The sequence below is a fragment of the Shewanella baltica genome (assembly GCF_900456975.1).
Classification (GTDB): domain Bacteria; phylum Pseudomonadota; class Gammaproteobacteria; order Enterobacterales; family Shewanellaceae; genus Shewanella; species Shewanella baltica.
Map to the genome: position 1 here is coordinate 4,078,634 of NZ_UGYM01000002.1, position 25,125 is coordinate 4,103,758.

Annotated in this window: 16 protein-coding genes and 1 pseudogene; 10 read left to right on the forward strand and 7 right to left on the reverse strand. The window is 48.7% G+C overall.

Going from position 1 to position 25,125, the window contains the following annotated elements:
- Window positions 1-106 precede the first annotated feature (106 nt).
- Together groL and DYH48_RS18285 are read right to left on the reverse strand one after the other, a co-directional pair.
- Complete coding sequence (groL, locus tag DYH48_RS18280) at window positions 107-1,753, reverse strand: chaperonin GroEL (protein ID WP_115335562.1); 1,647 nt, start codon at window positions 1,751-1,753, stop codon at window positions 107-109.
- A 57-nt stretch (window positions 1,754-1,810) separates the two neighbouring features.
- A complete protein-coding gene (locus tag DYH48_RS18285) occupies window positions 1,811-2,101 on the reverse strand; it encodes a co-chaperone GroES (RefSeq protein WP_006086113.1) in 291 nt (96 codons plus the stop codon).
- Between the two features lie 224 nt (window positions 2,102-2,325).
- On the opposite strand from DYH48_RS18285, the gene DYH48_RS18290 reads away from it, so the two are divergent.
- The gene (locus tag DYH48_RS18290; protein ID WP_115335563.1) at window positions 2,326-3,687 is read left to right on the forward strand and encodes an MATE family efflux transporter; all 1,362 of its coding nucleotides are present in this window, start codon (window positions 2,326-2,328) and stop codon (window positions 3,685-3,687) included.
- Here DYH48_RS18290 and DYH48_RS18295 read toward each other — a convergent pair.
- A complete protein-coding gene (locus DYH48_RS18295; protein WP_106649375.1) occupies window positions 3,684-4,685 on the reverse strand; it encodes a LysR family transcriptional regulator in 1,002 nt (333 codons plus the stop codon). The genes DYH48_RS18290 and DYH48_RS18295 overlap by 4 nt on opposite strands.
- A gap of 128 nt (window positions 4,686-4,813) precedes the next feature.
- Between DYH48_RS18295 and DYH48_RS18300 the strand changes: the two are divergent.
- The 3 genes and pseudogenes from DYH48_RS18300 to DYH48_RS18310 all read left to right on the forward strand — a co-directional run bounded on the left by DYH48_RS18300 (window position 4,814) and on the right by DYH48_RS18310 (window position 9,723).
- Window positions 4,814-5,897 (forward strand): annotated as a pseudogene (locus tag DYH48_RS18300) (efflux RND transporter periplasmic adaptor subunit).
- A 3-nt stretch (window positions 5,898-5,900) separates the two neighbouring features.
- Window positions 5,901-8,990: an efflux RND transporter permease subunit gene (locus tag DYH48_RS18305; protein WP_115335564.1), complete on the forward strand. Its 3,090-nt coding sequence runs from the start codon at window positions 5,901-5,903 to the stop codon at window positions 8,988-8,990.
- A gap of 196 nt (window positions 8,991-9,186) precedes the next feature.
- The gene (locus tag DYH48_RS18310; protein WP_012088204.1) at window positions 9,187-9,723 is read left to right on the forward strand and encodes a hypothetical protein; all 537 of its coding nucleotides are present in this window, start codon (window positions 9,187-9,189) and stop codon (window positions 9,721-9,723) included.
- A gap of 127 nt (window positions 9,724-9,850) precedes the next feature.
- Here DYH48_RS18310 and DYH48_RS18315 read toward each other — a convergent pair whose 3' ends face one another.
- A complete protein-coding gene (locus DYH48_RS18315; protein WP_115335565.1) occupies window positions 9,851-10,459 on the reverse strand; it encodes an FxsA family protein in 609 nt (202 codons plus the stop codon).
- A 251-nt stretch (window positions 10,460-10,710) separates the two neighbouring features.
- Here DYH48_RS18315 and cutA point away from each other — a divergent pair, with 251 nt between their 5' ends.
- The 5 genes from cutA (at window position 10,711) to DYH48_RS18340 (ending at window position 17,363) form a co-directional block, all read left to right on the forward strand.
- Window positions 10,711-11,034 carry a divalent-cation tolerance protein CutA gene (gene cutA / locus DYH48_RS18320; RefSeq protein ID WP_012088202.1) on the forward strand — a complete coding sequence of 108 codons (324 nt, stop codon included), beginning with the start codon at window positions 10,711-10,713 and terminating at the stop codon, window positions 11,032-11,034.
- A complete protein-coding gene (locus DYH48_RS18325; RefSeq protein WP_115335566.1) occupies window positions 11,031-12,890 on the forward strand; it encodes a protein-disulfide reductase DsbD in 1,860 nt (619 codons plus the stop codon). Before cutA ends, DYH48_RS18325 begins: the two co-directional genes overlap by 4 nt.
- Before the next feature lie 181 nt (window positions 12,891-13,071).
- On the forward strand, window positions 13,072-14,727 hold the full coding sequence (locus tag DYH48_RS18330; RefSeq protein WP_063883603.1) for a cation:proton antiporter domain-containing protein: 1,656 nt from the start codon (window positions 13,072-13,074) through the stop codon (window positions 14,725-14,727).
- 295 nt (window positions 14,728-15,022) lie between these two features.
- Window positions 15,023-16,168 carry a galactokinase gene (galK, locus tag DYH48_RS18335; RefSeq protein ID WP_006086123.1) on the forward strand — a complete coding sequence of 382 codons (1,146 nt, stop codon included), beginning with the start codon at window positions 15,023-15,025 and terminating at the stop codon, window positions 16,166-16,168.
- A 160-nt stretch (window positions 16,169-16,328) separates the two neighbouring features.
- Window positions 16,329-17,363, forward strand: a complete 1,035-nt coding sequence (locus DYH48_RS18340; protein ID WP_071938654.1) for an aldose epimerase family protein — start codon at window positions 16,329-16,331, stop codon at window positions 17,361-17,363.
- Between the two features lie 169 nt (window positions 17,364-17,532).
- On the opposite strand, the gene DYH48_RS18345 is transcribed toward DYH48_RS18340, so the two are convergent.
- Both DYH48_RS18345 and DYH48_RS18350 read right to left on the reverse strand, forming a co-directional pair.
- Window positions 17,533-17,937 (reverse strand): hypothetical protein, encoded by a 405-nt coding sequence (locus tag DYH48_RS18345; RefSeq protein WP_006083132.1) that lies wholly within the window; start codon window positions 17,935-17,937, stop codon window positions 17,533-17,535.
- A 485-nt stretch (window positions 17,938-18,422) separates the two neighbouring features.
- The gene (locus DYH48_RS18350) at window positions 18,423-19,424 is read right to left on the reverse strand and encodes an NAD(P)H-quinone oxidoreductase (protein ID WP_115335567.1); all 1,002 of its coding nucleotides are present in this window, start codon (window positions 19,422-19,424) and stop codon (window positions 18,423-18,425) included.
- Window positions 19,425-19,899: 475 nt separating this feature from the next.
- On the opposite strand from DYH48_RS18350, the gene DYH48_RS18355 reads away from it, so the two are divergent.
- Window positions 19,900-23,025: a M9 family metallopeptidase gene (locus DYH48_RS18355; RefSeq protein ID WP_115335568.1), complete on the forward strand. Its 3,126-nt coding sequence runs from the start codon at window positions 19,900-19,902 to the stop codon at window positions 23,023-23,025.
- A gap of 166 nt (window positions 23,026-23,191) precedes the next feature.
- On the opposite strand, the gene DYH48_RS18360 is transcribed toward DYH48_RS18355, so the two are convergent.
- The gene (locus DYH48_RS18360; RefSeq protein WP_115335569.1) at window positions 23,192-25,009 is read right to left on the reverse strand and encodes an SEL1-like repeat protein; all 1,818 of its coding nucleotides are present in this window, start codon (window positions 25,007-25,009) and stop codon (window positions 23,192-23,194) included.
- Window positions 25,010-25,125: the final 116 nt, after the last annotated feature.

Consider the following 25,125-nt stretch of genomic DNA (forward strand, 5'->3'; position numbering starts at 1 on the left):
GGATAAAACGTTCAGTACAAGGCGCTGTGAGCGTAGCATACGTTGTGTGTATGTGAGCGAGCAGCAACGCCGTAATCACCGATTTAAACCAGCAAAAAAGCAAAAATTACATCATACCGCCCATTCCGCCCATTCCGCCCATGCCACCCATACCGCCCATATCTTGGCTAGCATTTTGTGGGATCTCAGCAACCATAGCTTCTGTAGTGATCATCAGACCTGCGATTGACGCAGCGAATTGCAATGCACAACGGGTCACTTTAGTTGGGTCAAGGATACCCATTTCTAACATGTCTCCGTAAGTGTCGTTACCAGCGTTGTAACCGAAGTTACCGCTGCCGTTCTTCACTGTGTTAGCAACAACTGACGCTTCTTCACCCGCGTTAGTGGCGATTTGACGCAGTGGCGCTTCCATTGCACGCAGTGCGATAACCACACCGTGTTTTTGGTCTTCGTTTAATACTTCAACTTCAGCGATCTTAGAAGCTACGCGAACCAGAGCCACACCGCCGCCAGGAACCACGCCTTCTTCTACCGCAGCGCGAGTTGCATGCAGAGCATCTTCAACGCGGGCTTTTTTCTCTTTCATTTCAACTTCAGTCGCTGCGCCAACTTTAATCACTGCTACGCCGCCAGCTAGTTTAGCCATACGCTCTTGCAGTTTTTCTTTGTCGTAGTCAGAAGTTGATTCTTCAACTTGTTGTTTGATTTGGCTTACACGAGCAGCAATTTGTGTTTGCTCGCCGTTACCATCGATGATGGTAGTGTTGTCTTTAGTGATCACAACACGCTTAGCTGTACCTAAATCTTCCAGGGTTGCTTTTTCAAGCTCTAGGCCGATTTCTTCAGCAATAACAGTACCGCCAGTCAGGATTGCTACGTCTTGCAGCATTGCCTTACGACGATCGCCAAAGCCAGGTGCTTTAACGGCAGCCACTTTCACGATACCGCGCATATTGTTCACAACTAAAGTTGCTAATGCTTCGCCTTCAACATCTTCAGCAACGATAAGCAATGGCTTACCGGTTTTTGCCAGACCTTCAAGGATAGGTAACAGCTCGCGAATGTTAGAGATTTTCTTGTCGACTAACAGTACGAATGGGTGGTCTAACTCAACACTGCCGGTTTCTGGCTTGTTGATGAAGTATGGAGATAGGTAGCCACGATCAAACTGCATACCTTCTACTACGTCCAATTCGTTTTCTAACGCTTGGCCTTCTTCAACTGTGATTACGCCTTCTTTGCCGACTTTTTCCATCGCAGTTGCGATGATTTCGCCGATAGATTCGTCAGAGTTTGCAGAGATAGTCGCAACTTGGGCAATCGCTTTTGAATCTGCACAAGGTTGTGATAAGGCTTTTAATTCAGCAACAGCAGCGATAACGGCTTTGTCGATACCGCGCTTCAGATCCATTGGGTTCATACCGGCTGCAACGGCTTTTAAGCCTTCAACTACAATAGCTTGAGCCAGTACAGTTGCAGTAGTAGTACCATCACCGGCGGCGTCGTTGGCTTTAGAAGCAACTTCTTTCACCATTTGCGCGCCCATGTTTTCGAATTTGTCTTCTAACTCGATTTCTTTGGCAACAGACACACCGTCTTTAGTGATCAGTGGTGAGCCGAAGCTCTTGTCTAATACCACATTACGGCCTTTAGGGCCTAAGGTCACTTTAACTGCGTTTGCGAGAATGTTTACGCCAGCCAGCATTCTTACGCGAGCGTCATTACCAAATACAACTTCTTTAGCTGCCATCTTGATTATCCTTTAAATTTTTAATGATTAATTGGAATGTCGAATTGATGCTGAGGATTAACCCACTACTGCCATCAGGTCAGCTTCCGACAGGATCAAGACTTCTTGACCGTCGATTTTTTCTTTCTTAACGCCGTAACCTTCGTTGAAGATCACCACGTCACCCACTTTGACATCCAGTGGCTTAACTGTGCCATTTTCTAAAATACGGCCATTGCCCACAGCAAGGATTTCACCGCGAGTTGATTTTTCAGCGGCGCTACCGGTCAGTACTATGCCACCCGCTGATGTTGATTCAACTTCTAGACGCTTAACGATTACGCGGTCATGTAATGGACGAATATTCATCTATGAACTCTCCTAATGATTTGATGCCCTACAATCGAGCCTATTTGTGATTAAAAAAACAGACACGTCGGTCTGCTCTTTTGCTGTCTGAGATATGGGGCTGATAGTGTCGAGATCCAAGGGCATTTACAAAAAAAACTTCAATTTTTTGATGTCGGTTTTTTCAAGTCGGCACAATCCTGCTAGAATCTCGCCTCCGCTCGCTAACAAGGCACTATTTTTCCATGAAAGACAGACACGGGCTGCTAACAGCGCCAATTGGTCGTGTACTGCTCAACATGAGCCTCCCCAACTTAATTGGCATTATGACCATTCTAGGTTTCAGCCTCGCTGACACTTTTTTTATCAGCCAATTGGGCACCGAAGCCTTAGCCGCCATCAGTTTTACCTTTCCGGTGACCTTAGTGATCTCGAGCATCGCCATTGGTATTGGCGCTGGAGTCTCGACCAATTTAGGTCGGCTTATCGGTTCGGGTAATGCCCACAAGGCCAAAGTATTCTTGCATGATGCCTTATTACTGACCTTTGGCTTGATTGCCAGTTTAGCCGCCCTGGGTAGCATTTTTATCGAGCCACTGTTTCGCTTACTCGGAGCAAACGATGACAGCTTGCCGCTGATCCACGACTATATGATTTACTGGTATGTCGGTGCGCCGCTGCTGGTGTTGTTGATGGTGGGTAATCAGGGCTTACGTTCCACCGGCGATACTCGCTCGCCCGCGATGATTATGGCATTGGCGGCGGTCATCAATCTGATCCTCGACCCATTATTGATCTTCGGTATTGGGCCGTTTCCACGCCTAGAAATCCAAGGCGCCGCGATTGCGACCCTGTTCGCTTGGTTGATTGCCTTATCTTTGTCGGGCTATTTGTTGATTGTTAGGCGCAAGATGCTCGAATGGGCGGCCTTTGACATCGACAGAATGCGCGCCAACTGGACTAAATTAGCCCATATCGCCCAGCCGGCAGCGCTAATGAATTTAATCAATCCATTAGCCAATGCCGTTATCATGGCGATGTTGGCACATATCGACCACAGCGCAGTGGCAGCCTTTGGGGCTGGAACTCGCTTAGAGTCAGTGCTGTTAATAGTAGTGATGGCACTATCGTCGAGCTTAATGCCCTTTATCGCGCAGAACTTAGGGGCAGGACAGCCACAAAGAGCGAAAGAAGCCCTGCTATTATCGATAAAATTTATTTTTGTTTTCCAAACCTTACTCTATATCCCGCTGATCTTTTTAGCTGAGCCTATTGCGCACTTATTCAGTACCGATCCGCTGGTGATCGAGTGGTTGAGTTTTTATATCTTAGTGCTGCCCTGCGCCTACGGACCTTTAGGTATAGTGATTATTGTCGCAACGTCGCTCAATGCTTACCACAGACCTATGAGTTCACTGGTGATCAACCTGTGCCGCTTAGTGCTACTTATGCTACCGTTGGCGGCCTTGGGATCGTACATAGGTGACGTGAAAGGCCTGCTGCTGGCGCTGCCTGTGACCAATATTTTGATGGGGATTGCCTGTTACTGGCTGGCGCAGCGGATCTGTGAACCGACAAAGGTCACAACCGCTAACGCCATGAGCTAAAGGGAAACGAGTTCGATTTTTTGCCTAGAAAGTGGCAAAACATCATCTGAAAACGCTTCTGAAGAGGCTTTGCAGGAGCGACGTGTACCTTGCTCGCTCATGTTAGTCGGCACGCCATTTGGCACTAACTCTTGCATTATGTAGTCGATAAAGCGTCGGCTGGCTAAACTCACATAACGTCTTGATGGATAAGCTAAGAAGCACTCGCCTTGGTGGGGCTGGATTTCAGGTAACAGCGTCACCAACTCACCGCTTTGGACATATTCCTCTACCACTTCAACGGGCGCATACACGATACCGCGCCCTTGCAACGCAAACTCAACTGCCACTTCGACACTGTTGGAGCAGAAATTGCCTCTGACTCTCACCTCTTGCTCTGATCCTATCCATAACTCATTGAAAATTTTTCCGTTGGATAATCGGAACAAGGAAACATTATGCGATTCAATTTGTTGTGGTGTTTTAGGTGTGCCGTGCGCCGCTAAATATTTAGGACTGGCGTAAAAACGTAAGTCAGTGGTAAAAATCGGCCGCACCACTAAATCTAAGGTATCCAACGCGGGCTCGACCACAAAAGCCACATCGAGATTATGTTTCACCATATCGACGGATTCTGAGCTACTGATGACTTCTAAGGTGAGTTTTGGGTGCATATCCATAAAGCGGAAAATGGCTTGCATCAAGATTTTCATGCTATGGATGGGGAACATTTGAATGCGCAGATGGCCACTGATCTCAGCATCATCATTGGTCATTTCAAATAGGGTTTCATCGAGCTGGGCCAGAATGTTTTGCGAGCGCTGGTAGAAATGGCTGCCCGCAGAGGTGAGCGTCATGGAGCGGCTCTGGCGGTGGAACAATTTAATATTCAGCTCATCTTCCAAGGCTTGCAAACGTCGACTCACGGTCGATTTGGGTAAGTTAAGTAAATCAGCCGCTTCAATCAAACTACCGGTTTCAGCAATTCGGTGGAATAACGCTAAGTCCTCTGTCTTCATTTTGGCCTTAAGTTCAATCTCATTATGTGGGACTGATAATCCCAAAGTATCCCGTTTATTGCAACTACTTTAGCTGTTATCTTCGCGCTCAGAAATGCTGACAACTTGTTAACTAGGAAATCGCTACCATGAAATCATATCGACTCTTGCCACTGGCTATGCTGCTTCCAGCCCTGCTCAGTGGTTGTTCGCCAGCGGAAAGTTCAGTGCAAGTGGACACTGTCCGTCCGGTTAAACTGTTTGAAGTGCTCAACGTAGAAGCTGGAGATTTCAGAACCTTTCCCGCCCGCGTTGCCGCCAATAGCCGCGCCGAATTGTCGTTCCGTATTTCTGGGCAACTCACCGAACTGACATTAGTCGAAGGCCAAAGAGTCGCTCAAGGTAGTCTGCTCGCCCAGCTTGACGATAGGGATGCCAAAAATAACTTAATGACCCGTGAGGCAGAGCACGAACTGTTAGCCGCCGACTTTAAACGTAAGGCCGAGCTGCTCAATCGTAAGCTGATTTCACAATCTGAGTTTGATAGCACACAAGCGCAGCTCAAATCGGCCAAGGCCGCCCTTGCGGCAGCACGCGATCAGCTGAGTTACACTCGCTTAACCGCGCCCTTTAGCGGCACGATTGCTAAACGTTTAGTGGATAACCACCAAATAGTGCAGGCTAATCAAGGGGGTGTTAACACTGCAAAACAACAACTTGCTCGATGTGAGCATTCAAGTGCCCGAGGCGATGGCAGCGGGGCTGAAGCAATATACCGATCAAGCTCACTTTGCAGCTAAAGTGCGTTTTAGCGCCTTTCCCGAGCAGAGTTTCGACGCCAAATTTAAAGAATACTCCACCCAAGTCACCCCAGGTACTCAAGCCTATGAAGTAGTGTTTTCATTGCCTCAACCTCAAGATATTCAATTACTTCCGGGGATGAGCGCCAAGTTAACCTTAGCCTTAGTTAAAGATCCAAGCGCCCTTGCATCCAGCATAGTGCCCGTGACTGCCATCGATAAACGCAATCAAGATGGCCAAGTGCAAGTATGGGTTTATCAAACCCAATCGGGTGAAGTCAAACCCACTATGGTGACGCTAGGACGCGTAAGTAACCAAGGTGTTGAGATTTTAACGGGTATCAACAAGGGCGATCTTATCGTCAGCGCTGGGGTGTCTCAATTATCCGCAGGCATGAAAGTCAAACCACTACGCTGGCAGCGTGGAGTGTAATTGATGAACATTGCAGAGTATTCGATACGCCACAAAGTCATCAGTTGGATGTTTGTGTTGCTGCTACTCGTGGGTGGCGGCGTGAGTTTTACCGGTTTGGGGCAATTAGAATTCCCCGAATTTACCATTAAAGAAGCTTTAGTGATCACGGCTTACCCCGGCGCATCACCTGAACAAGTTGAAGAAGAAGTCACACTGCCGCTCGAAGATGCCCTCCAGCAACTCGATGCCATTAAGCATGTGACCTCGATTAACAGTGCGGGCCTGTCACAAATCCAAATCGAGATTAAAGAAAGCTACGACAAAACCACCCTGCCACAGGTCTGGGATGAAGTGCGTCGTAAGGTCAACGACACGGCGGGCAACTTGCCTCCGGGCACCACTGCGCCGCAGGTGATGGACGACTTTGGCGATGTGTATGGCATTTTATTTAATCTCTCTGGGCCTGATTACAGCAACCGCGAGTTAAGCAATTACGCCGACTATCTGCGCCGTGAACTCGTGCTCGTGCCCGGGGTGAAAAAAGTTTCAGTTGCAGGCAGCGTCACCGAGCAAGTCGTGATTGAAATCTCCCAGCAAAAGCTGTCGGCACTGGGATTAGATCAAAGCTATATCTATGGTTTAGTGAACAATCAAAACGTGGTCTCCAACGCGGGCAGTTTAGTGATTGGCGATAACCGTATCCGCATTCATCCCACGGGCGAATTTAGCAATGTGCAGGATCTGGCGCGCTTGATTGTCAGCCCACCGGGTAGCACTGAGCTGATTTACCTTGGCGACATTGCCAATATCGAAAAGGATTACGACGAAACCCCGAATGTGCTTTACCACAACAAGGGCGAAGCGGCGTTATCACTGGGGATTTCTTTCTCTAGTGGCGTGAACGTGGTCGAAGTTGGACAAAAGGTCAGTGACCGTTTAGCAGAGCTTGAATCCCAACGCCCTATCGGCATGAATTTAGCGACGGTTTACAACCAGAGTCAGGCGGTCGATGAGACAGTTAACGGCTTCTTAATCAACTTATTAGAATCCATTGCTATCGTGATCACCGTGCTCCTGCTGTTTATGGGGCTGCGCTCGGGTATGTTGATGGGCCTGATCTTACTGCTGACGATTCTAGGTACCTTTATCGTGATGAAAGTGCTGGGGATTGAGCTGCAACTCATCTCCCTCGGCGCACTCATTATTGCCCTTGGCATGTTGGTCGATAACGCGATTGTGGTCACCGAAGGTATTTTAATTGGCCTGCGCCGTGGTAAAACGCGCCTCGAAGCCGCCAAGCAAATTGTGGCTCAAACCCAGTGGCCGCTATTGGGCGCGACTGTCATTGCCATTATTGCCTTTGCGCCCATTGGCTTATCGCAAAATGCCGCCGGTGAATTCTGCCGTTCTTTATTTCAAGTGTTGATGATTTCGCTGTTTATCAGCTGGATAACCGCCATCACCTTAACGCCGTTCTTCTGCCATCTGTTATTTAAGGATGCGCCGAGCGATGAAGAAGCCCAAGACCCCTACAAGGGCTGGTTCTTCAGCTTATATCGCGCAAGTTTAACCCTAGCGCTGCGCTTTAGATTGGTGAGTATTCTGCTGGTTGTCGCCATGCTGTTCAGCGCTGTGGTGGGCTTTGGTCATATTAAAAATGTGTTCTTCCCTGCCTCTAACACGCCGATTTTCTTTGTGGATATCTGGATGCCAGAAGGGACAGATATTAAAGCGACCGAACGCTTTACCGCTGATATCGAAAAGTTAATGCTCTCGCTGAACGAGCAAAAAGACGTAGGGCTAAAACACTTAACAACCGTTATTGGCCAAGGCTCGCAGCGTTTCGTCCTGCCTTATCAACCGGAAAAAGGCTATCCCGCCTTTGCCCAGTTGATTGTTGAAATGCAAGATTTGGCAGCCGTTAAAGCTTATATGCCAGAGTTAGAAACCTTGTTAAATCAACGTTTCCCACAGGCACAATATCGCTTAAAAAACATGGAAAACGGCCCTTCGCCCGCCGCCAAAATTGAGGCACGCTTCTACGGCGACAATCCTGAAGTGCTGCGCGCTTTAGGCGCCCAAGCCGAGGCCATTTTCCACGCCGAACCGAGCATGGATGGCATACGCCACAACTGGCGCAACCAAGTGCCCTTGATCCGTCCGCAACTGGAAAATGCCCAAGCGCGGGAAACGGGGATCAGTAAGCAAGATCTCGACAATGCCCTATTGGTTAACTTTAGCGGTAAGCAAATTGGTTTATACCGAGAAACCAGCCACTTGTTACCCATCGTCGCCAGAGCGCCCGCCGAAGAGCGTTTGCAGGCCGACAGCCTATGGAAGTTGCAAATTTGGAGTAGCGAACACAACACCTTTGTGCCAGCCACCCAAGTGGTGAGTAGCTTTAACACTGAGTGGGAAAACCCGCTGGTGATGCGCCGAGATCGTATGCGTATGCTCGCTGTAATGGCCGATCCTAAGCTTGGCAGTGATGAAACCGCCGACTCTGTACTGCGTAAAGTAAAAGACAAGGTCGAAGCGATCGGCCTACCCGCAGGTTATCACTTGGAATGGGGCGGTGAATTTGAAACCGCAGGCGAAGCGCAAACCGCGGTATTCAGCTCGATTCCCATGGGTTATCTGGCGATGTTTTTAATCACAGTATTCCTGTTCAACTCAGTGCGTCAGCCCTTAGTGATCTGGTTTACTGTGCCCTTGGCCTTGATTGGTGTGTCTGCGGGACTCTTGTTATTCGACGCACCTTTCAGCTTTATGGCACTACTCGGCCTGCTGAGTTTGTCGGGCATGGTGATTAAAAACGGTATCGTCTTGGTCGATCAAATTAACCTCGAACTCAGTGAAGGTAAACCCGCTTATTTCGCCTTGGTCGATTCCTGTGTCAGCCGCGTACGCCCCGTCATGATGGCGGCGATTACCACTATGCTCGGGATGATCCCGCTGATCTCAGACGCCTTTTTCGGTTCAATGGCGATTACGATTATCTTCGGTCTTGGTTTTGCTTCACTGCTAACACTCATAGTACTGCCAGTGATGTACAGCCTAGTATTCAATATTAAAGCGACAGCGATAGGAGGTGAGTCACCTAACAAATAACACTCAACTTTTTAGCTCCGCAATTGTTCCAAAAACGCTTCCCGGCGCGGCCGGTCAGTCACTCGTGGCTGGCTGGTCATTTCTAATACATGTCCCACCCCTAGCTATTGCGATCTGTTGCGCTTATCTGACTTGCCATTTACACTTGATGGCGAGCGACAAGCTCAAGGAAGTGATTATTAAATAAGGAAGTTATATGAAGCTCATCAAGCTAGCTGTGCTGCTCGGCCTCGTTTTTATGGCGTATCAAAAATGGTATGCGGTCAAACCCCTCGAATCCCATGTATTAACTTCTGTCCCCGTAAAAGTGCACATGTTACCTAATCCCAAGGCGCTACATAAAAACTCGGGACAAGTCAGCGTTGAAACCATCACCACTCAAAAGCAAGCTCAAGAACCGCTGGTATTGAGCGTTATCGCCTACAGCTCCCAGTTTGAAACCATAGACGAAGAAGACATTACCGAGCTTTCCTTCGATGACACCAACACGCTAGCGAAAAAGTTTAAAGAGATGCAGGGAACAGATGAGCTGAAATTGACGCGCGGATATATCGAACACGGCGGGCAGCGGGGTTATGAGATCAGTATGGATATGGGTAAAGATCTTGGCACTTTAGTGCAGCATGCCTATGCCTACAATAATCACCTGCTGATTTTAACCGCCAGCTATGATGACAACGGCCAAAACCGCCGCACCGCAGAAGCCTTTCTCAACTCAGTAGAATTTTTATAACGAGTGGATGAAATGCACCAGCGGCGCAGCTCAGAGGATTCTGAAGGCCGCAGGTATTGAAGCGAGGTTTGGGTAGAAGCTCAAACGAATAAACGCGCAAACCAAATTAGCTAAACCATAAAACAGATTAAGGCTTAGGATCTTTATCCTGCGCGTTATCTTGTTCTTTATTCTGATCTTTATCAGGCAGCTGATGGCTCGCGGGCTTGATATCACTCGGATCGACTTTATGTTCGAAGTCGCCCTCAAACACATTACCGTCTTTCTTCACGCTATCATCAAACGGCGCTTGGCCAAATGGGTCCTGCGGTTTAGGCCCAAAGGGACTTTGGCCCGCTTGAAAGCCACCGTGCATTCCGCCCTGTAACCCCGCCACAACCCGCAACTGCATGCGCTTGAACAGCAAGGCAGCAATGGGACGACGGGTGAATGGCGTCAGCAATAATAGGCCAATGGCATCGGTCACAAAACCGGGGATCACCAGTAAAATACCCGCCATGGCTAACATCATGCCTTCGACGATTTCTTGCCCCGGCGCTTCACCGCGAGCGAGTTTTTGCTGTACTTGCATTAAAGTGCTTAAACCTTGGCTGCGAACCAAGGAGACCCCGAGCACGGCGGTAAACAGCACTAAACCTATGGTAGTCCAAGTGCCAAGCACTTCACCCACACGGATCAGCACCGACAGCTCTATTACTGGGATCAGCACAAAGAGTAAAAATATAATGAAAAACATACCGACCTCAGGTTTATCTGACTATCTGTGTAAACTAAATGGGGACTATCCGGTCTTAATTCAAGTCAGGCTAAGCATTGCGACAGACTAAAGGGCTAATAACCTCTGATTGAGCAACGGATTTAACAACTGATATTTAGCTCACCCTTTTGTTAACGCGCTAATGTATGAGACCATTAAAACACGTAAAGTAGCCTAACTCAGTTGGCTTAAGCGAACTTTAAGATTCTTAAGAGACGATACCTAATACCATGCAGCATCAGTATTTAATGGTTAGCACTACCTGCCCCGATGAAGTACAAGCCAATACCTTGGCTCGGGCTTTAGTTGAGTCGCGTATTGCCGCTTGTGTTCATATCTCCGCCCCGATACGTTCAATTTATGCTTGGGAAGGGAAAATCTGCGAAGAACAAGAATTTAGCTTACAGATTAAATGTTTACAAAGTCGATATTCAGAGTTAGAACAACTTGTGCTTAGACTCCACCCTTATCAAGTACCCGAAATTATTGCCGTGCCTGTGACTCACGGGCTACCAGCCTACTTAGATTGGATAAAAGACAACACTCAGCCATGAAAAAACTACTCAGCCTTATTTTCACGTCTTTATTGCTCCTCACGCCCTTAGCGCACAGTGAAGGGGTTTTCGGTAACAAATTCGACTTCATGAAGAGTGAACCGGAATTGATGCCTGTCGATCAAGCATTTGCCTTCGATTTCAAGCAAGAAGGTAATCAGGTCAAACTCAATTGGGTGATTGCCGACGGTTACTACATGTACCGCGACAAGCTTAAATTTACTGTCAATGGCGCCGAGCTAGGCACAGTGGCGCTGCCCAAGGGCAAGCCCCATGAAGATGAGTATTTTGGCGAGCAAGAAGTCTATTACACCTATGTGGATATTCCCGTTGCGTTAAAACAGGCAGATGAAAATGCCACGCTTACCGTCACTTTTATGGGCTGTGCCGAAGGCAAGTTGTGTTATCCACCGACCAAACGTGACGTCGTGCTAAAAGCGATTGCCGCCAACGATGGCTTGATCGCAGGTGCCGAAGCGAGCGAATCGACCGCCGCAGCAAAGCCTGCCAGCACTGAGTCAGCCAGCAATGAGCCGAGCACGGCCGACAAAGCCAATACCCAACCTATTACTCAGCAAGATACCCTGAGCCAAATGCTGTCAAACGACAGCCTGATTTGGACCTTAGTGATCTTCTTTGGTCTAGGTGTCGGTCTGGCATTAACGCCTTGCGTGTTCCCTATGTACCCGATTTTGTCTGGCATTATTGTTGGCCAAGGGCAAAAACTCTCAACCGCGAAAGCCTTTACCTTGTCTATGGCCTACGTGCAAGGCATGGCAATCACTTACTCTATCTTAGGGTTAGTGGTCGCATCGGCAGGACTGAAATACCAAGCGGCGTTGCAACATCCCGCCGTGTTAGTGGTTCTGGCGATTCTGTTCTTTGTGCTCAGCTTATCTATGTTTGGCCTGTACGATTTAAAACTGCCATCGAGCTGGCAGGAGAAGATGAACTCAGTATCGAACAACCAAAAAGGCGGCAACTTAGTTGGCGTATTCTTGATGGGCGTGATTTCTGGCCTTGTCGCATCACCTTGTACTACCGCGCCGCTATCGGGTGCGCTCGTTTATGTGGCGCAAACCGGCGACTTACTCCAAGGCTTCCTAGCTCTGTATGTGCTGAGTATGGGCATGGGTTTACCTCTGCTGATTATCGGCACCTCAGGCGGTAAATTATTACCTAGAGCGGGCGCTTGGATGGACATCATCAAGACTGTCTTCGGCTTCCTGTTGATCGCTGTGTCTATCGTAATGCTCGGTCGCATTTGGACGGGTGTGGTATCCGATGTGCTTTGGTCACTGTGGGGCGTGAGCTTCACAGGCTACTTGATGCATCAGAACAAACTCAGTCCCTTCAACTGGAAACAAACTGTCCGTTCAGTGCTATTAACTCTGACGCTACTGGCGAGTTTCTCCTACGGATTCCAAGCTGTGATGGGCCACTTGGGTTTTAATCACAATCCCGTAGGCACTGCGGCGACGACCGAAGAAGCCCATGGCTTTAAACGGATTAAATCCATTGAAGATCTTGAGCAAGAAATCGCCGCCGCTGCCGCCCAAGGTAAGCCTGTGATGCTGGATCTCTACGCCGATTGGTGTGTTGCCTGTAAAGAGTTCGAAGCCATCACCTTTAAGGATGCCGACGTGTTAGCCCGCATGAATAAAATCGTGCTGCTGCAAGCCGATGTGACTAAGAGTGACAAGGTCGATGTCGCCTTACTCGAAAAATACAATGTGCTCGGTTTGCCTACGTTGTTGATGTTTAACGAACAAGGTGAGCAAAGGGAAGATTTACGAGTGACTGGTTTTATGGGTCCTAAAGATTTTGCCGCCCATTTAGATCATCTGGTGAAATAGTCACGATTTAGACTTAGACCACTAAAGCGATTTAACTCGCGCCGGTTTTAACCAGCAAGTGTATTTGCCGCAACACCAATAGAAAGCGGACTTTTTTCATTAAAAGTCCGCTTTTTTGTTCCAGTGTCATAGATTTCTTATACAATCACTCATAATTTTGGACTTTTTAGATTGGAGCATCATGGAACCCGGTATCCTCATTATCACACTCATCTGCGGCATGCTCGTCAGCCGTATAGGACTGCCACCGCTCATCGGCTACTTAGTGGCGGGCTTTGTACTATTCGTCCTCGGGATAGATAAAGAAAGCCTGCCATTGCTGCAAGAACTCGCCAGCCTAGGCGTGACTTTGCTGCTGTTTGCTATTGGTTTAAAACTCGATATTCGCAGCCTGTTCAAGGCCGAAGTGTGGGCGGGTTCGAGTGTGCACTTAGTTCTCTCAATCGTGGTTTTTGTGCCGATTCTGAAACTCTTCGGCTTACTGGGTTTAAGCCAACTCACGAGCCTTAACCTTGAGCAACTGACGTTAATCGCCTTCGCGTTAAGCTTCTCCAGTACCGTATTTGCGGTCAAAGTGTTAGAAGATAAGGGCGATGTCCAATCCCTCTACGGCCGGGTCGCCATTGGTATCTTGATTATGCAGGATATCTTCGCCGTACTGTTTTTAACAATTTCTAAGGGCGATGTACCTTCGGTATGGGCCTTCGCATTACTCTTACTGCCACTGGCTAAGCCGCTCATTTATAAAGCCTTCGACCGTGTCGGCCACGGTGAACTGTTAGTCCTGTTTGGTCTAGTGATGGCACTTGTGGTTGGCGCTTGGTTATTTGAATCTGTTGGCCTGAAACCCGATCTCGGCGCACTGATCATAGGGATCTTGTTGGCGGGCCACAAAAAGTCCTCAGAGCTGGCAAAATCCCTATTCTATTTTAAAGAACTCTTCCTCGTGGCCTTCTTCTTAACGATTGGTCTCAACGGTTTACCTACAGTATCGGATATCGTTCTCGCAGCACTGTTAGTGCTGCTAGTACCACTTAAAATCCTGCTGTTTGTTTACATTCTTACCCGCTTTAAGCTGCGTTCACGTACCTCTATGTTGGGCTCGTTCAACCTAGGTAACTTCAGTGAATTCGGTTTGATTGTCGCCGCCGTCGCCACCTATAAAGGCTGGTTACCTCCCGAGTGGCTAGTGATCATCGCCGTAGCATTAAGCTTTAGTTTTTTACTCGCCGCGCCGCTTAACGCTACCGTAGGTAACATCTATCAACGATTCCAGCAGCGTTTAATCAAGCTTGAAAAACGCCCATTGCATCCAGAAGACAGACCGATAGCCATTGGCAACCCACGCTTCTTAATCTTAGGTATGGGCCGCATTGGTAGCGGCGCCTACGATGAACTCAGGGAACAATTTGACGGCGAAATCCTCGGCATTGAGCACAAGCAAGACTTAGTCGATTTACATAAAGCCAAGGGCCGCAACGTAGTGCAAGGTGACGCCGCGGATACCGACTTTTGGGAGAAACTCGACAGAGCACCTAATCTTGAATTAGTGCTGCTGGCCATGCCGCACCACGCGGGAAATATGTTTGCGGTTGAGCAACTTAAGAAACTGAATTACCAAGGCAAGATCAGTGCGATTGTGCAGTACAGTGACGATGCTGCAGCACTTCGCGAATCGGGCGTACACAGTGTTTACAACCTGTACGAAGCTGCGGGTGCCGGTTTTGTGGATCATGTGATTTACGAGCTGTTGCAAGACTCAGAAAAAAACGCCGCGCAAGCGGAAGAAACAGCGCAAGTGGCTGATCCTAAAATTAATGCAGAGTCCAATAGTTAAGTGCCTGCTAATGCTGCATTGAATTAAAATCACGCCATAATAGGCCGCACAAACGAGCAGTAACCTCCTCTGCAAGTTTGTGCGGCATCCAACTAACTACTGACTAATCTTTACAAATCAATCGACTAGATAACGCACTGAATACGTTATTTTGACTTCCTATCACAGTCTCGATTTTCTCATTGCCGCCCATCGCCATTTCAGCAAAAAATCTCAGTTACATCACCGACTCAGTCGTGATATAAATCGATGACGGTAACGAAATTAGCTCAGCTTTTTTGGAATTTTTTACAGCATGTCAAACCCTGCGCAGCGCGCCACAAAGTTATTTGTCCAAACCTTTGGCACTAAAGCCGACGATTTATATCAAGCCCCTGGGCGCGTCAATCTGATCGGTGAATACACGGATTACAACGACGGTTTTGTACTCCCGGCAGCCATTAATTTTCATACAGTTATTGCGGTAAAACGCCGTGACGACACTAAGTTTCGTGCCGTTGCCGATGCCTTTCCCGGACAAATTAAAGAGTGGACCTTCGGTCAAGAAAACGACATGGACCCGCAAGATGGCTGGGTGAATTACCTCAAAGGTTTTACTGCGGCTATGGCGCAAACGGGCTTATTAGCCAAGGGTTTAGACTTAGCCATTGTGGGCGATGTACCACTTGCAGCGGGGTTATCCTCATCGGGCGCCCTCGTTGTCGCCTTCGGCACTGCCATCAGTGATACCAGCCAATTGCATTTATCGCCAATGGCGGTAGCGCAACTGGCCCAACGTGGTGAGCACAGATATGTCGAATCGGCCTGTGGCATCATGGATCAAATGTGCAGCGCCATGGGTGAGCAAGACCACGCACTGCTGATTGACTGCTTAGATCTCGATAGCGAAGCCATTCCTATCCCAGAAAACCTAAGCCTTATCATCATAGATGCCCATATTGAGAAACAACGTTTAGCCGCCACCAATCAACAACGTCGCAACGAATGCGCCCAAGCTGCCGAATACTTTGGCTTAGATGCGCTGCGTCACCTCGATTTACGTCGATTAGAAAGCGCAAAAGCCGATTTAGATGAAGTGTTATATCGCAGAGCAAAACACGTCGTCACAGAAAATCAAAGAACCCAGAGTGCAGCCCGCGCTTTAGAACAAAATAACATTCAAAAATTCAGCCGCTTAATGGCGGAATCCCATGCTTCACTGCGGGATGATTTTGAAGTGACACTGCCCGAATTTGATACCTTAGTTGAGATTGTCAGCCAAGTGATTGGCGAGCGTGGCGGCATCCGCATGACCGACGGCTGCGTGGTGGCCTTAGTTGATCATGAACTGACCGATGCTGTCGTGGCCGCCGTTGAACATGAGTTTTTCGACAAAACCGCAATTGATGCCACTGTCTATTTATGTTCCGCCAGCGCTGGCGCGGGCCGCATAGACAATTAGCCAGAACAGGCTTAAAACAAAGAAAACCAATACAGTGACAAGGCCGTCGATAACATACGAATTCATCGCTGAACTTTATGGTGTTGATGGCAAACAATAGGGTTAACATACTCATTTAACACAATAAGCAGTGAGCATATTCAACACAGAGGGAAGCTAAATGGTACGTTTCAGTGTTTTGGATCCTTGGACCGATCCCCGCGGCGGCGAAATCGAACGGGTGAGGATCGACAATGGCATACTCGCATTAGAAGTCATCAGCTTAGGCGGAATTATCCGCGCTCTGTGGACCCCAGATAAACACGGCGAACGTGCCAATATCGTCCTTGGTTGCGACAGCGCCGAAGACTACCTGACGCAATCGGCTCACTTAGGCGCCATTGCTGGCCGCTTTGCGAATCGTATCGCTAACGGCAAAATGCACTATCAAGGCCAAGATTATCAACTTGATGTCAACCAAGCGACTAACTGTTTGCACGGCGGCCGTGAAGGGTTTAACCGTAAAAACTGGCACTTAGGCCAACTGCCCGATGGTGTGCGCTTGACCTTAATGAGTCCAGACGGCGACATGGGTTTCCCCGGTAATTGCACGGTTCAGCTGGATTATCGCCTCGCAGGCAATAATCTCTATGTGGAGATCTTAGCCTCGGTGGATAAAGCCTGTCCCGTGAGCTTAACCCAGCACAGTTATTTCAACCTCGATGGTTCAGAGACCAATCACGAACATTTGATGCAAATCGATGCCAAGCGTTATCTCACCATGAATGATGTCAGTGTTCCCACTGGGATTGCCGAGACTACAGGATCAATTTTCGACTTGAGTCAGCCGATACGCTTAGGCGACAAACTGCATGCCGCAGAATTGGCGAGCACGCGCGGTTATGATCACTGTTATATGATGAATGACCCCGACGGTTCACTCGCCCGCTTCGGCTGTTTAAGCAGTCCAGTAAGTGGCCGCGCTATGACGGTTTATACCAATCAACCGAGCGTGCAGCTCTACTGCGCTAACTTTTTAGATGGCACTGTGGGCCGCAATCAACAGGTATTAAATCAACATCATGGCGTGTGTTTAGAACCGCAGATGCTGCCAGACTCACCGAATCAAGGCGAGCGCTTTGGTGATGATGTTTGGTTAGTGCCAGGCAAGGTTTATCACCACATCAGCCGATATCAGTTCGATGCCGATGCGTAACATTAGCTATAAACTAGCGGTATATTAACGGGTAAATCGAGTCGCGATAAAATAGCGATGAATTGAGGTTAACGCGCGGTTTCGCGGAAGGAAATAAAGCGATAAGGAATAAAATAAGCACTATTTTATTCCTTACACTCACAGTGTTAGCCCTTAAGCCGACACTGTGTTAATCATCAAAATCATCGACCCAATCATCGTCAAAATCGACGCCTACGGCATCGGATTCCACTTCTGGTTCAACTTCAGGCTTCGCCTTACGAACAGGCGCAGTTTCCTTCACGTTGTTTAGGTCAATACGAGCTTGATGCTTACTCATGAATTGAGCTCTAGCCGCCTTCCATGCACCACTAAACTTAGCCTCAGCAGCTTTTAACGCAGCCTCATCTAAGTCGTATAGGTTCACTTTGACGATATCTTCCACATACTCAATGATCGCATCGCGATCGGAATTGTATAGGTAGATACGTCCTGGGGAGGCATCGGGCAGCTGGTTGTCATGGACGACAATCGCGTTGCCTTTCGATGTTCTCAGCTCACCATACCAAACCTGTTTCTTTGCTGTGTTATACATATATGCTAATACCCTTAAATCAACACATACACTATGAGTTTTTTAGCCTGAATAAGCGAAGCATCGCTTGCTTTGATCCACGAATAGCGCCGGAAAGTCTCTGACGTTTTCAACTGGGTATTTTTACAGAATATTTCCGATAATCAATGCCTCATACCATGAAATTTTCACTAATTACGTATTAATTTCTGCCAAAGTACCCAAAAAGTTTAATCATTAACGACTTTAGTCTAAAAAATCGACGCGGCAAGTTTTATTCCCAATAAAAAGCAATCATATCGACTATGTTCGATGGGCATAAACTTTACGATTCGAAGTTGCCGTTCGAGGTTACCGCAAGGTTAAGCATCAGGTTTAACCATGACGATTTAACGACAGTAGCGCAAACGACTATTTACCCCTACGTTACTCAGCCACTCTTTTGCCTGAACGCTCTCAGACTTGCCTCAAATAGCCGCGACCTAAACGATGCATCGCAGCCGAGTCTAAATGACCGTCAGTACCACCTTGCCCCTGTGCTCACCCGACTCCATCAACGCATGGGCTTTCGCGGCTTCGCCTAATGGGAAGGTCGCAAAAATATTGGGCACAATTTTATGGGCGTTTAACAGCGGCCAGACTTTCTCAAATAATTCGGCGGCAATAGCGGCTTTAGCCTCCACGCTTTGCGGCCTTAAAGTCGACCCTGTCCACATAATACGTTTTGCCATCAGACGGAAAATCTCGACCTCGGCCTTAGGGCCACGCTGCATCGCCACCGACACCATACGGCCGTCCATCGCTAAGGCTTGTAAATCGAGGTTAATAAAATCGCCACCAGCGATATCAAAGACCACGTTCACGCCCTTATCTTGGGTGAGTGCCATGACAGGCTCAACAAAGTTTTGGGTGCGATAATTGATGACTTCAGCGGCGCCAAGGCTCAAGCAATAATCGCGCTTCTCATCTTGCCCCGTCGTGGCAATGACTTTTGAACCTAAGGCGCTGGCAAGTTGAATGGCCGTACTGCCGATACCACCCGAGCCGCCGTGGATCAGCACAGTCTCGCCCGCTTTCAGTCCCGCACGCATAAACAGATTGCCCCATACGGTGAAGAAGGTTTCTGGCAATGCAGCGGCCTGCACATAACTAAAGCCCGTTGGGATAGGCAAACAGTGGGCAGCATAGGTGAGCGCATACTCGCCATAACCCCCGCCCGGAACTAAGGCGCAAACCTTGTCGCCGATTTGCCATTGGCTCACGCCTTCACCGAGGGCACAAATATCACCCGCGACTTCAAGCCCAATAATCGGTGATGCACCCGGTGGTGGTGGATAAGCGCCTACCCTTTGTTTGACATCGGGGCCATTCACTCCTGCTGCATGCACGCGGATCAACACTTGGCCAGCCGCTGGCACAGGCAAAGGCGAGCGCGATAGCTGCATCACCTCGGGCGCCCCGGGTTGCTCAACATGGATATGGGTGTATTCGCTTGGTAAAGCTGACATAAAAGCTCCTTTGGGAATGGCATCGACCTCATCACAGATGGCTTAGCATCTCAGGGGTCGAGTGCTAACTGCGGAAAAGTGCATCTAACCTTAATGCGGCTAAGCTAGCGCGAATTCAAGCCAAATAGCCACTCTTATTCCACAAGGTATTCAATCAGGTATTTCATAAGGCATTCAATCTGGCCTTTCTAAGCCGTGGAGTCCCACAGACTCAGCTTCTGGCACGAGTCCTTTGAGCAATAAGCTGAACCTAAGCTGAACAGAAAAGATGTATCAAACAAATTTACAGGTAAATACTAGATATATTAAAAACTTACAGCCATCATTTGAACGCATTATTTGCTAGCTGCGATGTTTGTCGCGCTATTGTTATCACGCAAATAATCCAATGAGGTTTGATGCAAGCTTTGGTTCCACGCATCAAATAACGCCCAAGGAAGATCTGCTTTGCAGACTAGATAACTACGGATACACAATGAAAAACACACTGCTCTTCGCAGCTATTAGCTTAGCTTTTGCGACTCCCGCTCTCGCCCATGACACTCATACGAGTCACCCATTAGGCAGCAACACACCCAGCAATCCACAAGCGCAACCGGCACCACGACCACCCTCGGCGCCCATTAGCCAAATAGAATCCCATAGACCGCTACTGCGGGAGACGCCATTGATGGCATCCCCGAATGAGCCAACTATGACAGAACAGACAATGACAGAACCGCCTAAGATGCATTCACGCAAGAAGCGAGAAGTATCTGAGCAACCGCCACTTAAGTTACAGAGTCGCAGCGCCGCACTGCAGAGCAATGACTGCAGTGACTTTGTCGGTAAATCGGGCCAAGCCCTAGTGGATCAATTGAGCCAATCGACACCCGAGTGCGTCGGTAAGCTCTATAGCCTCAAAGGCAGTGCTGCGACCGCGCTGTTTAGCGAGGCCAATGTGATCAGTGTCGCCAACGCCATTGCCACTAAAGCCAAGGACTACACTGGGGTCGATGTTCAGCATCTTGAATCGCATATCTATTTTGTCCGCGCTGCCCTCTATGTGCAGTTTTACAGCCCAAATGATGTACCCGCTTACAGCAGCGCCGCTAAGGCCAGCTTAAAATCGGCCCTCAACGCTTTATTTGCGAACGCTGCGATTTGGACTGTTTCCGATGACAATGCTGGCGTGTTGAAAGAAGCCTTAATCCTGATTGACTCTGCCGAGCTCGGCGCCGATTTTAATCATGTCACCATAAAAGTGCTAACGGACTACGACGCTAACTGGCAAGCCAGTTTCGCCATGAACGCCGCAGCCAACTCAGTGTTTACCACCTTATTCCGCGCCCAGTGGAATGATGGCATGCAGGCACTATTCGCTCGTGACCAAGGCATTTTAGATGCGCTGAATAACTTCCAACTCGAACATCGTGACTTGTTAGGCACCAATGCAGAGTATCTGTTAGTCAACTCAGTCAAAGAGTTATCTAGACTGTATTACATTGATGCCATGCGCCCGCGAGTGACTCAGCTAGTTAAAAACATCCTCAGCAGCACCAGCAAAACCGAACCGAGCAAAGTGCTTTGGTACGCGGCGGCAGAAATGGCCGACTATTACGATCGTAGCCATTGTAACGATTACAATATCTGTGGCTTTAAGGCGCAGCTAGAGGCCGATACCCTACCTTTCAACTGGAAATGCTCCGACAGCCTTAAGATCCGCGCCCAAGATCTCTATCAAGATCAAGCCAAGTGGGCCTGTGATGTGCTGACCAGCCAAGAAAGCTATTTCCACAGTAAGCTCGAAACAGGCATGCAACCTGTAGGGCAAGATAACAACGATGATTTAGAGCTAGTGATATTTGGCAGCTCGTCTGAATACAAATCCTTAGCGAACAGTATCTTTGGCATCAATACCGACAACGGCGGCATGTACCTTGAAGGCTCGCCCGCCGGACTCAAAAATCAGGCGCGTTTTATCGCCTATGAAGCCGAATGGCGCACGCCGGATTTCCATGTCTGGAACCTGCAACACGAATATGTGCACTACCTCGACGGGCGCTACAACCTGTTTGGTGACTTTAGTCGCGGCACGTCGGCCAATACCATTTGGTGGATTGAAGGCCTAGCGGAATACATTTCTTACCGTGACGCCAATACCGCGGCGATTGCCATGGGCGAAACCGGTGAGTTTATGTTGTCGACCATATTCAAAAACAACTATGAATCGGGCCAAGACCGTATCTACCGTTGGGGTTATCTGGCGGTGCGCTTTATGTTTGAGCATCACAGGGACGATGTAAGACAGATTCTCGCCTACCTACGTAACGACCAATACGCGGAATATCAAACCTTTATGGATGGTATTGGCACACGTTACGACAACGAGTGGCAAGGTTGGCTCGCCAGCGGCTTGAGCACGGCTAACGATGGCATTGTCGATAAAGGCCCAAGTGATGTCGATGCCGAGCCCAGTGGCCGTGAAGGTAACTGGGCTGGTCCTGCGGGCACTATCAGTAAGGATTACTCGCCTTGCCAAGTGACGAACGAAGCCTACCGTTACACAGAATCGGCCAGCCTTAAAATCAATGTGCCGATGGAATGTATTGATTCTAAACTCGGCCGCGCCAGTTTCAGTTTTACTAATACCGATCGCTCGGCCCAAGATCTGTGGATCAAGATTGGCGGCGGTTGGGGTGATGCCGACATTTATTTCAATTCTAAAAGTTGGGCAAGCCCAGAACAAAACCAAGGCGCGGGGATCGGCAACGGTAACTATCAAGTCATTAAAGTGCAGTTAAACCCTGACGAATATTGGCATTACATTACCTTGTCGGGGGATTTTGGCGGCGTCGATATGCAAGTCAGCACCACTGAGTTGTTCGCTGATGTTGATCCCGATCTGAGAGATGGCGGCGTGGATCCTGAGCCACCAGCAAATTGCGGTGCAATAACCTTAGACTATGGCCAGCTCACACTGGGCAAAAACGAGTGTATCAGTGGTGGACGCAACAGCTTCTACTTCTGGGTTGAGGAAGATAATACTCAGTTCACCGTCACCACTAAGGGCGGCTCTGGGGATGCCAATCTCTACTTCAATGCCAGCGAGTGGGCCGACGCTGATAATGCCGATGCCAAGAGCACTCAAGTGGGTAATCAAGAGTCGCTAAGTTTTAGTGCCAATCGCGGCTGGCGTTATATCACAGTGGACACTGCCACTGAGTTTAGCGGTGTCACACTCACCCTCAATACAGGCGCGAGCAATACGCCTACGCCAGCTCTAATCGCTAATGCCTGCGCAACGCAATCGCCCTTGAGTCATGGTGAACTGAGTTCAGGCAAAGCCATCTGCACCACCGATGGCCGCAGCGATTACTATCTTTGGGTGCCAGAAGGTACGAGTCAGTTAAGTATCAACTCAGCCCACGGCAGTGGTGATGTTAGCCTGTTTTCGGGGACAACGTGGGCCAATGCTCAACACTTCGATGCAGCGTCTGTCACGCCCGCTAACACTCAAGAAAGTATCACAGTCGATGCACCAAGCCTGGGTTGGTATTACATCACAGTGCAGAGTGAACCCCAGAGTTCAGGAGTCGCACTGCAGGTTGATTTACGCTAGTTGGCTGTCGTTGTTTAAGCCAGAACGTTTAAATCTGCTTATTTAACTCTAGCCACTTAACACTAGAGGCTTAAATCAAGCAGCTGAATAAATAGCAAAATCCCTGCCATGGCAGGGATTTTTATTGGCTAAATGCTAACGAATACTCTTTTATATAAACATGAAGTTATAAGCGCATCTCTTCAAGCACTTGCACTCTGTCCTTGGCCTTTGCTTCATAGTCATTTGAAAATCGCTCTGCAATTTCAAGGCTCTGCTGATAAAGCGTTAACGCTGTTTTCGCATCGACCGCGCCGCCCTCGCCTTTATCTAATAAGGTTGCGAGTTGGAAGTATGCATTGCCTAAAATATCCGCCTGCAAACCTTGCTTGGCACCCAGCGTCGTCACTCTTGCTAACCAGTAGCGCGCGTTAACCGCATCCCGACGGGTTTCCGATAACAAGATATTGGCAAATTCGGCTGCGGCATAAAGATCCCGCTCGGCGGCAATCTGCCAAAATTCCTCACCCGCAGCAAAATTATCTGCCAAATAGTAATAATCGCTGGCCGCCGCATGGGCCAGTTCAGGCTTAGCCTTCACACTCAGACGATAATTTTCCAGCGCGGCGTTAGCATCAAAATACGGCGAATAAGGTAACAGTTGATAGAAAGCCATAAGGCTGCTTGCCTCTGGCAATCCTTGGTCAACTAATTGATTTAACTGCTGCCACGCTTGCGTTTCTCTGACCTTATCCTCACCCGTATTAACGAGGCCACGTTCGATGCCAGACAAAGGCAAATGGATTAACTCAAGCTTTGCCTCTTTGTCACCAAAACTCGCGGCGCGCCCGAGCCAATAGGTTTTTTCATCAATTCGCCCCGCGTAACCGGCTTGATCCAGCATCCAGTGCAAGGCTTCAATATCGCCCGCCTCTGCGGCTTCACGGTAATACTCTTGTGCCTTAGCCTCGTCCTTAGGTAAGGCGTGGCCCAACTCATAGATACGCGCCAATAAACGCTTATCTTCGGCCTTGGCACTTTGAGCTAAGGTCTTGATTTGTGATTCAGGTTTGCCATAGGCATACAGTTTTACTTCACTGTTGGCATAAGCATATTGTGTGCCGTCGGGATACTTCACTTCAACCGTATCGGGCTGATACCAAACATCGACCTCGTAATGCTCGGCAATCTGTGGATTAAAGTTCACCCGCATTACCGCCTCCTCACCGCGCCGAACCGCTTGAGTATACGGGCTGGCCCACAGGCTATAAGTGCGCTGCAGGCTACTCTTCAGCCGTGCCTCGAAGGGCTTGTCTTCCTCTGGATAATGAATAAAAACCGGATAGTAAACTGGGGCTAACGATAACGGCGTGGTCGCCAGCAGTGAGTTATCTGCCTCGCTGCCTGCATAAATAGGATCGATATTAAGCTCATGACTTAAATAAAAATCATCGTGGGATGACACTTGAGTCGGCAACGCCGTTTGGCTGGCAAGCTGAGCCGCATCTACCGAGGTGCCCTGCAACTTGGCGAGGTAATCCCGTTGCAGCGTTTTAGCTCTCTGCCACAACGGATGATTCGGCAGTATTGTCACATCGAGCATTAAATCCTCGAGATGCCACTGGCAATCACCGCCACCATTTAAGGCTAAGGGCAGCGAAAACTCACTCGCTTCACTGCCGCTACTGATGACTTGTCTTAGCACTGAGGTTTCTTCGAGTATGGCGCGATAGGGATTGGCAAGATCGCCACTGGGAAAACGGATTTCCTTGCGGGTACAAATCGATGAGGCGTAATAACCGACGAGTTCTAATTGCGTATTGGCGGGCAACACACCGACAAACTCGAAACGCTGGCTGTCCGCCGGCGCCGTCACTTGATCGACTGGCAACTCACTGCGAAACAAGGACTCCCAAAAAGAGGCCATGACCGGAGAGGCAAACATCAGCCCAGCCGAACAAGCCAAATACAGGGGCGTCCTGTGAAAGCACTGTAACAAACTCATAATGCCAGCTCTCCGTCGCTGATGAGGCAAATCCACTCCACTAAAACACTCGCTTAAATACAAAAAAGATCATTAAGTTATCGAAAAAATTAAGCCAACGCGCTTAGCTATTGGCT

Coding starts and splice junctions, on each gene's coding strand:
- groL (WP_115335562.1), bottom strand. CDS start 1,753: ATGGCAGCTAAAGAAGTTGTATTTGGTAATGACGCTCGCGTAAGAATG.
- DYH48_RS18285 (WP_006086113.1), bottom strand. CDS start 2,101: ATGAATATTCGTCCATTACATGACCGCGTAATCGTTAAGCGTCTAGAA.
- DYH48_RS18290 (WP_115335563.1), top strand. CDS start 2,326: ATGAAAGACAGACACGGGCTGCTAACAGCGCCAATTGGTCGTGTACTG.
- DYH48_RS18295 (WP_106649375.1), bottom strand. CDS start 4,685: ATGAAGACAGAGGACTTAGCGTTATTCCACCGAATTGCTGAAACCGGT.
- DYH48_RS18305 (WP_115335564.1), top strand. CDS start 5,901: ATGAACATTGCAGAGTATTCGATACGCCACAAAGTCATCAGTTGGATG.
- DYH48_RS18310 (WP_012088204.1), top strand. CDS start 9,187: ATGAAGCTCATCAAGCTAGCTGTGCTGCTCGGCCTCGTTTTTATGGCG.
- DYH48_RS18315 (WP_115335565.1), bottom strand. CDS start 10,459: ATGTTTTTCATTATATTTTTACTCTTTGTGCTGATCCCAGTAATAGAG.
- cutA (WP_012088202.1), top strand. CDS start 10,711: ATGCAGCATCAGTATTTAATGGTTAGCACTACCTGCCCCGATGAAGTA.
- DYH48_RS18325 (WP_115335566.1), top strand. CDS start 11,031: ATGAAAAAACTACTCAGCCTTATTTTCACGTCTTTATTGCTCCTCACG.
- DYH48_RS18330 (WP_063883603.1), top strand. CDS start 13,072: ATGGAACCCGGTATCCTCATTATCACACTCATCTGCGGCATGCTCGTC.
- galK (WP_006086123.1), top strand. CDS start 15,023: ATGTCAAACCCTGCGCAGCGCGCCACAAAGTTATTTGTCCAAACCTTT.
- DYH48_RS18340 (WP_071938654.1), top strand. CDS start 16,329: ATGGTACGTTTCAGTGTTTTGGATCCTTGGACCGATCCCCGCGGCGGC.
- DYH48_RS18345 (WP_006083132.1), bottom strand. CDS start 17,937: ATGTATAACACAGCAAAGAAACAGGTTTGGTATGGTGAGCTGAGAACA.
- DYH48_RS18350 (WP_115335567.1), bottom strand. CDS start 19,424: ATGTCAGCTTTACCAAGCGAATACACCCATATCCATGTTGAGCAACCC.
- DYH48_RS18355 (WP_115335568.1), top strand. CDS start 19,900: ATGAAAAACACACTGCTCTTCGCAGCTATTAGCTTAGCTTTTGCGACT.
- DYH48_RS18360 (WP_115335569.1), bottom strand. CDS start 25,009: ATGAGTTTGTTACAGTGCTTTCACAGGACGCCCCTGTATTTGGCTTGT.